At 65.8% G+C, this 11544-nt stretch carries 8 protein-coding genes; all 8 read right to left on the reverse strand.

Annotation, left to right across the window (positions count from 1 at the left end):
- Positions 1 to 6: 6 nt before the first annotated feature.
- Positions 7 to 3099: a multidrug efflux RND transporter permease subunit gene (locus ACMCNM_RS04380; protein ID WP_412763993.1), complete on the reverse strand. Its 3093-nt coding sequence runs from the start codon at positions 3097 to 3099 to the stop codon at positions 7 to 9.
- Positions 3096 to 4259, reverse strand: coding sequence for an efflux RND transporter periplasmic adaptor subunit (locus ACMCNM_RS04385; RefSeq protein ID WP_412763994.1), 1164 nt, complete (start codon positions 4257 to 4259; stop codon positions 3096 to 3098). The genes ACMCNM_RS04380 and ACMCNM_RS04385 overlap by 4 nt, the downstream gene beginning before the upstream one ends.
- Before the next feature lie 262 nt (positions 4260 to 4521).
- Positions 4522 to 5256 (reverse strand): YkgJ family cysteine cluster protein, encoded by a 735-nt coding sequence (locus tag ACMCNM_RS04390; RefSeq protein ID WP_412763995.1) that lies wholly within the window; start codon positions 5254 to 5256, stop codon positions 4522 to 4524.
- Entirely contained in the window at positions 5253 to 5564 is a 312-nt protein-coding gene (locus ACMCNM_RS04395; RefSeq protein WP_027595495.1) for a hypothetical protein, read from the reverse strand. Before ACMCNM_RS04395 ends, ACMCNM_RS04390 begins: the two co-directional genes overlap by 4 nt.
- An 88-nt stretch (positions 5565 to 5652) precedes the next feature.
- Positions 5653 to 6552: a chemotaxis protein gene (locus ACMCNM_RS04400; RefSeq protein WP_027595496.1), complete on the reverse strand. Its 900-nt coding sequence runs from the start codon at positions 6550 to 6552 to the stop codon at positions 5653 to 5655.
- Between the two features lie 193 nt (positions 6553 to 6745).
- Positions 6746 to 7930, reverse strand: a complete 1185-nt coding sequence (locus ACMCNM_RS04405; protein ID WP_027595497.1) for an HlyD family type I secretion periplasmic adaptor subunit — start codon at positions 7928 to 7930, stop codon at positions 6746 to 6748.
- Complete coding sequence (locus ACMCNM_RS04410; RefSeq protein WP_186681790.1) at positions 7927 to 10089, reverse strand: type I secretion system permease/ATPase; 2163 nt, start codon at positions 10087 to 10089, stop codon at positions 7927 to 7929. Before ACMCNM_RS04410 ends, ACMCNM_RS04405 begins: the two co-directional genes overlap by 4 nt.
- Positions 10086 to 11522 (reverse strand): TolC family outer membrane protein, encoded by a 1437-nt coding sequence (locus ACMCNM_RS04415; protein WP_099452941.1) that lies wholly within the window; start codon positions 11520 to 11522, stop codon positions 10086 to 10088. Before ACMCNM_RS04415 ends, ACMCNM_RS04410 begins: the two co-directional genes overlap by 4 nt.
- Between the last annotated feature and the right edge of the window lie 22 nt (positions 11523 to 11544).

Genomic DNA, 11544 nt, shown 5'->3' on the forward strand with positions numbered 1-11544 from the left:
CTTGTCTCAACTGGCACTTGGCGCGGCCGCATGGGCGGCCCGGCGGCGGTGGAACAGGCGCTCCAGGGCCAAGTATATGACCGGGGTGGTGAACAGCGTCAGGGCCTGGCTCACCAACAACCCCCCTACCACCGCGATGCCCAGTGGCTGGCGCAGCTCGGCGCCGGTGCCAAAGCCGAACATCAGCGGTACCGCGCCGAGCAGGGCGGCGAGGGTGGTCATGATGATCGGCCGGAAGCGCGTCAGGCAGGCCTGGTGGATTGCCTGCTCGGGTGTGAGGCCGTGGTGGCGCTGGGCCTCGAGGGCAAAGTCGATCAGCAGGATGCCGTTTTTCTTGACGATGCCGATCAGCAGCACCACGCCGATCAGCCCCATGATGCTGAAGTCCTGGCCCATGGCCCAGAGCAGAATCAGCGCGCCCAGGCCCGCCGAGGGCAGGGTGGAGATAATCGTCAGTGGGTGGACGAAGCTCTCGTAGAGCACCCCCAGGATGATGTACACCGCCACCAGCGCAGCCAGGATCAGCCACGGCTGGCTCGACAGTGAACTCTGGAAGGCCTGCGCCGCACCCTGGAAGTTGCCGCTGATGGAGTCGGGCATGCCCAGTTCGCGCTGGGTGCGCTCAAGGATGCTTACCGCATCGCCCAGGGCCACGCCCGGGGCGAGGTTGAACGACAGGTTGGCGGCTGGGAACAGGCCATCATGGCTGATCGACAACGGCCCGGTGCTCGGCGGCGCGACGTGGGCCACCGCCGACAAGGGCACCATCTCGTTGCTCAGGGGCGAGCGCAGGTAGAAGTAGTTGAGGCTCTCGGCCTTGCCGCGCTGGCGGGCGTCCAGTTCGAGGATGACCTTGTACTGGTTGGTCTCGGTCTGGAACTCGCTGATCTGCCGCTGGCCGAAGGCGTCGTACAGCGCCTGGTCGACGTCGGTGGTGGTCAGGCCGAAGCGTGCGGCGGCCTGGCGGTCGATGTCGATGCGGGTGACGCTGGCCCCCAGTTGCAGGTCGTTGGACAGGTCACGCAACGCCGGGTTTTCGCGCAGGCGGTCGGTCAGGCGCTGGGTCCACAGGTTCAGCGCCACGCCGTCGTTGCTCTTGAGCACGTACTGGAACTGGGTGCGTGATGGGCCGGAGCTGAGGTTGATGTCCTGGCCGGCGCGCATGTACAGCACAATGCCCGGCACCTGGGCGAGCTTGGGCCGCAGCCGGTCGATCAGCTCGCTGGCCGACACATCGCGTTCGCCGCGGGGCTTGAGGGCGATCCAGAAGCGGCCGTTGGCGATGGTCTGGTTGCTGCCGGTGACGCCGACGGAATGCGAGAACGCCCGCACGGCCGGGTCGGCCTCGATGATCTTGGCCAGGGCCTGGTGTTTCTCGATCATGGCCGGGTACGACACGTCCGCTGCCGCTTCGCTGGTGCCGAGGATGAAACCGGTGTCCTGCAACGGGAAGAAGCCCTTGGGGATGGCCACATAACCCACCACCGCCAGGGCCAGGGTCACGCCGAACACACCGAGGGTCAGGCGCTGGTGCGCCAGGGCGCGGTTCAGGCCTTTTTCGTACCACTTGACCAGGCGTTCACCGAAGCCGCCGTGCTGCGCGCCGGTCGGGCGGCGCATGAACAGCGCACACAGGGTGGGTGCCAGGGTCAGCGAAACCACCACCGAAATCAGGATGGTGGCCGTGGCGGTCAGGGCGAACTCCTTGAACAGCCGCCCAACCACCCCGCCCATGAACAACAGTGGGATGAAGGCAGCGATCAGCGAGAAACTGATCGAGACCACGGTAAAGCCGATTTCACCTGCGCCCTTGAGGGCGGCCGTGCGGCTGTCGTCACCCGCCTCCAGGTGGCGATGGATGTTTTCTACCACGACGATTGCATCGTCGACCACGAACCCCACCGAAATGACGATGGCGACCAGGGTCAGGTTGTTCAGGCTGAAGCCGAGTATGTACATCAAGGCGCAACTGGCAATCAGCGACACGCCGAGCACGCTGGACACCACCAGGGTCGCCGACCACTGGCGCAGGAACAGCGCCATCACCCCGATCACCAGGGCCACGGCGATCATCAAGGTCAGCTCCACCTCATGCAGCGAGGCGCGGATGGTTTGGGTACGGTCCTGCAATACCGACACCTCGATCGACGCCGGGAGCATTTCTTGCAGCTTGGGCAGCGCGGCCAACACCCGGTCGACGGTGTCGACGATGTTCGCGCCGGGCTGGCGGAAGATCACCAGGTTCAACCCCGGCTGGTCACCGGACCAAGCCTTGACGTAGGCGTTCTCGGCGCCATTGATGACCTTGGCCACGTCCTGCAGGTGCACCGGCGCACCGTCGCGGTACGAGACGATCAATTGGGCATAGTCTTCGGGGTGGAACAGCTGGTCGTTGGCGGCGATGGTCGACACGCTGTGCTCGCCGTACAGCGCACCTTTGGCCAGGTTAAGGCTGGTTTGCTGGATGGCCTGGCGCAGGTCGGCGAGGGTCAGGCCGATGGCGGCCAGCTTCTCCGGTTGCGCTTGTACGCGGATGGCCGGGCGCAGTTGCCCGGTGATGTTGATCAGGCCGACCCCATCGATCTGGCTCAGCTGCCGGGCCAGCAGGGTTTCGGCGTAGTCGCTCAGGTCATTGCCGGGCATCTGGTTCGAGCTGACGGTCATCACCAGCACCGGGCTGTCGGCTGGGTTGACCTTGCGCCAGGTCGGCGGGTTGGGCAGGTCTTGTGGCAGCCGTGCGGTGGCGGTGTTGATGGCGGCCTGCACTTCCTGGGCTGCGGTATCGATGTTCTTGTCGAGGGTGAACTGCAGGATCAGCGTGGTCGACCCCAGCGCGCTGCTGCTGGTCATCTGGGTCATGCCGGGGATGGCGCTGAACTGCACTTCAAGCGGCGTGGCGACCGACGAGGCCATGGTTTCCGGGCTGGCCCCAGGCAGTTGAGCGGTGACCTGGATGGTCGGGAAGTCGGCCTCTGGCAGCGGAGCTACCGGCAGCCGAGGGAAGGCGATGGCGCCCAACAGGACCAAAGCGAAGGTCAGCAGCAGGGTGGCGATCGGGTGGTCGATGCACCAGGCCGAAACCCCGTTGCGGGTATTCATGGCTGGCTCCGGCGGTCGGCCATTTCCGAAGGCGCAGGGGCATCGGTGGTGACCTCGACCCGCGAGCCCGGCTTGAGCCGCGACTGGCCATCGAGCACCAGCTGATCACCCGCCTTGACCCCGGCGATGATGTTCAGCCCGCTGTCCTGGTACAGCACCTTGACCGGCACGCTGGTGACCTTGTCCCCGTCCAGGCGGTAGACGAAATGGCCGTCGATACCGCGCTGCACGACCGGCGGCGGCACGACCAGGGCATTCTCCTGCATGGCCGTGCGCAAGCGAATGGTGACCAGTTGGCCGGGCCACAGGCGCCCGTCCTGGTTGTCGAACTCGGCCTTGACCCGCACCGTGCCGGTGGTCGCCGAGATCTGGTTGTCGATCAGCGCCAGATGGCCTTCACCCAGCAGGCTGCGTTCGCCGTCGGCGTCCATGTAGGCCTGCACCAGCGCCGGGGCGGGCGCCTTGAGCAAGCTCTGCAGGGTAGGCAGCATCTGTTGCGGCAGGGCGAACTCGACGGCAATCGGGTCGATCTGGGTCACGCTGAACAGGCCCTGGGTGTCGCTGCTGCGCACCAGGTTGCCGGGGTCGACGTTGCGGATGCCGACCCGGCCGGTCACCGGTGAGCGAATTTGGGTATAGGACAGTTGCACCTCGGCATTGGCGATGGCCGCCTGGTTGCCCTTGACCGTAGCCTGCAGCTGGTTGACCAGCGCTTGTTGCTGGTCGAGGGTCTGCTTTGACACCCCGTCATCGGTGCTCAGCAGGCGGTAGCGCTTGAGGTCGACACCGGCTACCTGGATCTGCGCCTGGCTCTGGCCGAGCTGCGCACGGGCCTGGTCGAGGCTGGCGCGGATGGCACGGTCGTCGAGGGTTGCGAGCAGGTCACCTACCTTTACCCACTGGCCTTCCTTGACCAGTACCTGGGTCAGCACCCCTTCTACCTGTGCGCGGATCTCGACGCTGTGCAGCGACAGCACCGAGCCGATCGCACTGGCATAGCGCGGCACATCCTGCTGGCTGACGCTGACCACGCGCACCGGCACAGCCGCCTGCGCGCGGGGGGCGGGGGCCTCCTGGCGCTGGCCGAACCAGACGCCCAGCACGACCAGGACAAGCAACGCCAAGGCGGCGAGGATGACAGAACGGGAAGGACGTCGCATCGGAGCGGGCACCTTGGCCAGAAGGGTGGGGACGGTTGTCTGTATTCAAGCTTATAGCCCCCGGACCGGGTCGGCAGCATGACGCCTGGCTGACAGCGCTGACAGTTTCAGTATTCAAGGCCAATGGGGCCGCTTTGCGGCCCATCGCAGGCAAGCCAGCTCCTACAGGTACAGCGCAAATCTCCAGGGCGGCGCCGTACCTGTAGGAGCTGGCTTGCCTGCGATGGGCTGCGAAGCGGCCCCGATGGTTGTCTCAGGCTACCTAAAAACCAATAAAGGCGTAATAAACCGGTGCTTCGCAAGTGGTCTGCAAACCATGGCCCTGCAAACGGGCTGTCAGCTCGTCATCCTGCACATGCAGCGTCCACCGCGCACCGTTGTCCGCCGGCACCTGCGCCAGCGCTGCGGCAAACGCGCCCATCTCCGGCAGATAAGCGGTAAACCCGTTACCTTTCAGCGCACTCGTGGTCATGCCCAACGCCTGGCACACGGCAACCTTGGCCGCGATGTCATCTCGGTCTGCCTGGCGCGATGCCTGCACCAGCGCCGCTAGCCGCGGGTCGGCCACTTGCGTGCCGTGAATCAGCTCAGGTCCCTGTTGCCAAGCTTCGGGCGGGCAGTCCTTGTTCTCGGGCCGCAGCGGGATATGCGGGTTGATCTCGACCGGGTAGATGCGGCAGACCAGCGGGCGCTGGTCATAGATGGTGCACAGGTCGTTATCGTCGAGGTTACGACAGCGCCCTGGGTTGAACGCCGCGAACGTTACCGAAACGCGGGCCTCAGTGTCACCGCAGGCCACCGGGTGGGAGCGGCGCAGCACATGCTCGCGCTGCTCGACCGGCATGCCCGGGCCGTCGACCATGAACGCCTCGATCAGCACCACCACCTGGCCAGCGGAGGCCGCCCACTGGCGGGCTTCGTCGAGGGTCAAGGGCACATGGTGGCCAGTGCAGCACTTGCCGCAGCCGGTGCAGGCGAATTGCACGCTGTCGGTCACTTGGCTTCCGGGCTCCATTCGCTGACGAACGCGCGCTGGTGCTGGCGGTCGTACAGGCACAGTTCGGTGCCGGTGCGCTGCTGCATGTGTTTTTGCGGGTAGACGCCTTCGATCAGCAGGGCGCTCATGCCGACCTGGTCGTCGAATTCGGCGGGCTTGCCACGCGCGTGAGCGTCCTTGAACTGGCTGGCGGCAAGGCACGCCTTGAGCATCTGCTGGCGCTGCTCGTTCCAGGCCTGGCTGCTGGAGGCCTGGGCGACACCGCTGAAGAGCGCGCAGGCGACAAGGAGGGAGCTGAAAAACTTCATACGCGATTCCGGCAAAAATCTTCCGAGGGGAGCGAATTATGCCCGACTCACCCCCGACGGCAAGCCGGGGAGTTTGTCGCTTGATGTATCAATGCTCGGCAAACACCACCGTCCGCGCCGCCACCACCAGGCAATCGGTCAGCTCGGGCGAGGAGAACTTGGTGAGGATGGCATTGGCCCCAGCGAGCCTGGCTTTTTCGCTGCTCATGGCACTGTCGAGCGAGGTGTGCAGCAACACATACAGGTGCTGGAAGTCCGGCGTCTCGCGCAGCGTGCGGGTGAAGGCATAGCCGTCCATCTCAGACATCTCGATGTCGGAGACGATGATGTTGATCGCCTGCTCGGTGCCCTGCAAGTCCAGCAACACGTTGATCGCATCCTTGGCGCTGCGCGCGGTGTGGCATTCGATGCCGAGGTTGCGCAGGGTATGCACCGACTGCTGCAAGGCCACCTGGCTGTCGTCTACCACCAGGATGTTGGCGGCGGCCAGCAGGCTTGCGTCTTCTTCGCTCAGTGCCCCGTGCTGTGGCTCGGCGGCGGGCGGGGTGATGGCGTGAATGACCTTCTCGATGTCCAGCACCTGCACCAGTGCGTTGTCGACCCGGGTCACGCCGGTGATGAACGAGCGGTTGCCCGAGCCGAAGGGCGGCGGTTTGATGTCGGTGCTCAGGCAGTGGACGATGCGGCTCACGGCCTGCACATGCAGGCCTTGGCGCGAGCGGCTGATTTCGGTGACGATCAGGCAGCCACCTTCAGGGTCAGCCAGCGGGCGCTCACCGATAGCACGGGACAGGTCGATGACCGACAGCGAATTGCCGCGCAAGGTGGCCACGCCTTTCACGTGGGGGTGCGATTCGGGCAGTTTGGTCAGTGAAGGGCAGGGGATGATCTCGCTGACCTTGAGCAGGTTGATTGCCATCAGCTTGCCGCTGCGCAGGGTGAACAGCAGCAGGGACAGCGAATCCGCGCGGGCTTTTTGCGTGGCCATGGTGACCTTCGTGGGAATAGAGAATAGAAGGATATCGGCCCGCCGAGCCGGCTCTTTAGCCTGTCAGCCGAATCCGTGTAGGAGCAGCCTTGTGCTGCGAAGAGGCCGGTGACAGCAACGCATAACTGCGGGGTATTCACCGGCCTCTTCGCAGCGCAAGGCTGCTGCTACAGGGCATCGGATAACCGGGTCATCAGCGTTCGCGCAGGGCTTCCCTGGCCCGGTTCAACGGCTTGATCAGGTAATCCAGAATGGTCTTTTCACCCGTGCGGATATCCACCGTGGCGATCATCCCGGGCACGATCGCAAAGTGTTTGCCGGCCTTGTTCTGCAGGCTGTCCTGCTCGGTGCGGATGAACACCCGGTAGTAGTAGATCTCCGGCTTCACCTCATCCTGCAGGGTATCCGGCGAGATACCGACCACCTTGCCCTCCAGCCCGCCATACACCGAGTAGTCATAGGCACTGATCTTCACCTTGGCGGCCTGGTCGGGGTGGATGAAGGCGATGTCTCGGGGCGCGATGCGGGTTTCGATCAGCAGGCGTTCATCCATCGGCACGATCTTCATCACTTGCCCACCTGGCTGGACCACACCCCCCAAGGTATTGACCTCGATGTCCTTGACGATACCGCGCACCGGCGAGCGCAGGGTCAGGCGGGTCAGCGAGTCGCTGCGCCCGCGGATCACCTCGGACAGGCTGTCGGCCTCGGCGCTGGCCTTGGCCAGCTCTTCGCGGGCCCGTACCAGGTAATCGGAGCGCGCTTCGTTGGCCTTGAGCTCGAGTTCCGAGCGCTGGCGGTTCAGGCGGATCACCTCGACGCGGCTTGAAGCGCCCATCTTCGCCAGGTTCTCGGTGATCTTCAGTTCGCTGCGCACCAGCTGCAGCGAATCGTCGATACCGGCCAGGGTCTGTTCCAGGCCGCGGCGGCGGGTCTGGTACAGCGCGGTTTCGGCGTCGACCAGGTCGGGGGAGTCGCGCAGGCTGTCGGGGAACACCAGCGGCTTGCCGGTGACCTCTGCACGCAAGCGGGCCTGGCTGGCCTTGGCCGCGCGGTACTTGGCTTCACTCTCACCTACACTGGAGGCGGTCTTGGTCGGGTCGAGCTGGGCCAGTACCTGCCCGCGGTCGACCAGGTCACCTTCGGCCACGCTCATCTGGGCGACGATGCCACCCTCGAACGACTGGATCACCTGCTCGCGCGAACTGGGGATCACCTTGCCGGTGCCGGTGGAAACTTCTGTGACTTCGAACCAGGCCGCCCAGGCCAGGAACGCTGCCAGCATCAGCGCGCAGATGGTGATGATTCGGCCGGCGCGGAATACCGCCTGGTCGTCCTGACCGTCCAGGTAGGACGCCGGGAGTTCATGGTTGCTCATGCCTGGGCTCCTTGCAGTTTGGCCAACGCGGCATCGCGGTTGTCGTCGATGACGATGCGGCCGCCATCCAGCACGATAATCCGGTCGACCCGCTGCAGCACGCTCAGGCGGTGGGTGGCGATTACCAGGGTGCGGCCCTGGCAGAAGCGGTCGAGGTTATCCAGCAACTTGCGTTCGGTCATGTCGTCGAGGGACGCGGTCGGCTCGTCCAGTAACAGCACCTGCGGCTGGCGCACCAACAGGCGCGACAGCACCAAGGCCTGGCGTTGGCCGCCGGACAACCCGACACCGCCTTCCAGAATCAGGTGGTCCATACCTTTGGGTAGCCTGCGGACGAACTCCAAGGCGCCGGTGGCGGCCAGCGCCGCGACCAACTCCTGGTCACTGGCCTGGCCGGCACCCAGGGTCAGGTTTTCCCGCAGGGTGCCGTGGAACAGCCGTGAGTATTGGGGCAGCAAGCCGACATCGCGGCGCAGGTCGGCGGGGTCGAGATGGGCCAGGGCGATGCCGTCCAGGTTGATTTCGCCTTGGACCAGGTCCATGGCGCCGCCCAGGGCCTGCAGCAGGGTGGATTTGCCGGCACCGTTGCGGCCGAGCACGGCGATGCGTTCACCCGGCTGGATGTCCAGTTGGCCGATGGTGAGGACGGGAGGCGCCTCCGCGCTGTAGCGGAAGTTGGCCTGGCGCAGCTGGTACTCGCCGCGGATGGCCGGCAGGTGCACGCGGGCTTCGTTTTCAGGGTGATCGACCGGTGACTGCATCAACTTGTCCAAGCCCTGCAGGGCCACCTTGGCCTGTTGCCAGCGGGTCAGCACATGGGTCAGCTGTGCCAGCGGCGCCATCATGCGCGACGACAGCATCGACGCCGCCACCAGGCTACCGGTGGTGAGGTCGCCGGCGATCACCATCGGTGCGCCGATGACGATGACCACGGCGAACACCGCGCCCTGCACGTTCTGCGTCCAGGTCACCAAGCCATTGGTCAAGGTGCGCAGGCGCAGGTTGGTGTGGGCGCAGGCGGCGTTGTACTGGTTCCATTGCCGCTCGAAGCGGGCTTCGGCTTGCAGCGCCTTGATCTCGTCCAGGCCCTGGATGCTTTCCACCAGCATGGCGTTACGCAGCGCCGACTCACGCATAGAGGCATTGGCCAGGCGTGCCAGGCGCCGTTGCGCCAGCAGCCCGGGCAGCACCATGGCCAGCAGCGCTACCAGCGGGATGAACACCAGCACGCCGCCGATCAGCCAGAACACGAACAGGAACAGCAGGAAGAACGGCAGGTCGGCCAGGGCGGTGGCGGTGCTCGAGGTGATCAGGTCGCGGATCGACTCCAGCTCGCGCAACTGCGAGATGAACGAGCCGGTGGACTTGGGCCGTACCGAGTTGCGCAGGCGCAGCGCATGGCCATAGACCAGGTCAGAGACACGCAAGTCGGCGCGTTTGCCCAGCAGGTCGGTGACCTTCAGGCGCAGCAGGCGCATGCTGAAGTCGAACACCAGCGCCAGCACCACGCCACCAAACAGCACGTACAGCGTCGGCAGGGATTCGGCGGGGATCACCCGGTCGTAGACCTGCATGGAAAACAGCACCCCGGCCAGGGCCAACACGTTGGCCACCAGCGAGGCGACCATCACCTGCCCATAGGGCCGCAGGTCGCGCAGGACGATACGCGCAAACCAGTGGCGGTCGTAGGGGGCGGTGTAGTCGTCGGTGCGCACATCACGCAACGGCCGCGCCGGGCGCAGCAGGGCGACCCGGGTGATGCGCCCCTTGAGCGTGTCGCGGGGTAGGCGCGAAGTCAGGCCCTGGTCGCCTGCGAAGACCACCGCCAGGTCGTCTTCTTCGGTCACCGATTCGACCACTGCCAGCTGGCCATCGTCGAGTTCCAGCACCAGCGGCGTGCGCCACTGCCGCAGGCCTTTGGCATCGAAGCGCACGAAGCGCAGCGCCAGGCCGGCCTGGCGTGCCATGTGGCGGAGAATCTCATCCAGCGGGCGGGCATCTTCGACGGCCGCCAGGCGAATGCGCTGGGGCGAGACGTCCAGGCGATAGTGGTGCGCGACCTGGAGCATGACCTCAAGCCAAGGCCCCAGGTCGGGGCGAGTGTTGGCCGTTTGCTCCGGGGCCTGGCTCGGCAGGGTCACATTGACGGTTTCGTTCATGGCTGGATCTCCACACCTTGCAGGTTACGCCCCTCTAGGCCAAAGGCCGTGCGCAGGGCGCCGGTGTTGTAAAGGCAGTCGACATCCAGGCGCAGCAAGTCGGAGCGGGTGCCGGCGAGTTCGAAACGAGACTGGTAGATTTCCTGCTCGGCGTTGAGCAGGTCGAGCAGGGGCCGGGTGCCCAGGTCCAGGTACTGCCGGCCATAAAGCATGCGCGCCTCCTGAATGCTGACCTGGCGGGCTTCGAGCGAACTCAGCCGACGGCCCAGCCCCGAGGTCTGCGCCATGGCCTCGGCCAGCCCACGGCGTGCCTGCAGGCGTGCAGCATCTTCGGCCGAGTCGGCGGCTGTCAGCGAATGCCCCGCAGCGCGGGTGCGGGCGCTGATGGCACCGCCTTGGTAGATGGGCACCTCGACGTTCAGGTAGATGCCCGCCTGGGTGCGGTCCATGCGTGAGTTGTCGCGGTTGTAGTCGTTGTCCAGGTAGTGGTTGACCTGCGGCTGCAGCGACAGGGTCGGGTAGGCCTCGGCCTTGGCCTGGGCCAGTTCGGCCTGGCCTTGGGCGCGCTGGGCCAAGGCCATCAACACGGCGGGCAGGCGGTCATCACCTTGCCCCGGGCGCTTGCAGGCCTGGTTCAGCTCGGGGGGCGATTCCTCGGCGAGCATGGGCGGTGTGACCCGGCCGAGCAGTGATGCCAAGGTCGAGCGCCAGCGTTCGTACTGTGACTGGTATTCCTCCAGGGTGGCGCGGGCGCTCTCTACCCGGGATTCGGCCTGGACCACGTCGGAGCGGGTGCTGGCGCCCATGTCGCTGCGCTGGCGGGCCATGCCGGCGATGTCGCCGACCCCGCGGATCTGGTCGCGGGCAATCGTGATCAGTTGCTCGTAGCGGCGGGTCTCGACCCAGGCATAGGCGGTGTCGCGGGCCAGTTCGTCGACCACCAGAAGGATATTGGCCTGGGCGCGGGCGGCGGCGGCCTGGGCAGCGCTGACGGCGCTGTCGACCTTGCCGAAGTCGTAGAGCATTTGTTTGAGCGACAGGTTGAGCGCCTGGCTGTTGCGGTCGCCGCCGTAGCCAGTGTCATAGCCCGTGCGGATACCGCCGGAAATCTGCGGGTAGTAACCGGCGCGGGCAACGTTGATGCCTTCGCCTTGCTTGTAGAGGTTGCCGATGGCCTCGGCGATGCTGGGGTGCCATTGCGCGGCTTGCAGCACCGCTTCGGTCAGCCCGAGGCGGTCGCCATTGCTGACGGGGGCCATGCCGATAGGTGGGCGGGCGGGCACCGCGTCGGGCGCATCACGTAGCAGTGAAGGCCCGATCTGGCGCAGTTGTGGGTCGATGTCGTCGGCTGCCTGGGCAGCCGTGTTGAAGTTCAGGGCCAGGAGCCCGAAGGCCCCCAGCAACAGCGGTGACAGCGGACTGCTTCGCTTCACATAGTTCCCTTACTGCTGTTCG

Origin of the sequence: Pseudomonas sp. NGC7 (genome assembly GCF_047159675.1) — a bacterium.
Taxonomy (GTDB): domain Bacteria; phylum Pseudomonadota; class Gammaproteobacteria; order Pseudomonadales; family Pseudomonadaceae; genus Aquipseudomonas; species Aquipseudomonas kermanshahensis.

What these genes read in the sequence shown, in the direction of transcription:
- ACMCNM_RS04380 (WP_412763993.1), bottom strand. Translation starts at nt 3,099, where the DNA reads ATGAATACCCGCAACGGGGTTTCGGCCTGGTGCATCGACCACCCGATC.
- ACMCNM_RS04385 (WP_412763994.1), bottom strand. Translation starts at nt 4,259, where the DNA reads ATGCGACGTCCTTCCCGTTCTGTCATCCTCGCCGCCTTGGCGTTGCTT.
- ACMCNM_RS04395 (WP_027595495.1), bottom strand. Translation starts at nt 5,564, where the DNA reads ATGAAGTTTTTCAGCTCCCTCCTTGTCGCCTGCGCGCTCTTCAGCGGT.
- ACMCNM_RS04400 (WP_027595496.1), bottom strand. Translation starts at nt 6,552, where the DNA reads ATGGCCACGCAAAAAGCCCGCGCGGATTCGCTGTCCCTGCTGCTGTTC.
- ACMCNM_RS04405 (WP_027595497.1), bottom strand. Translation starts at nt 7,930, where the DNA reads ATGAGCAACCATGAACTCCCGGCGTCCTACCTGGACGGTCAGGACGAC.
- ACMCNM_RS04410 (WP_186681790.1), bottom strand. Translation starts at nt 10,089, where the DNA reads ATGAACGAAACCGTCAATGTGACCCTGCCGAGCCAGGCCCCGGAGCAA.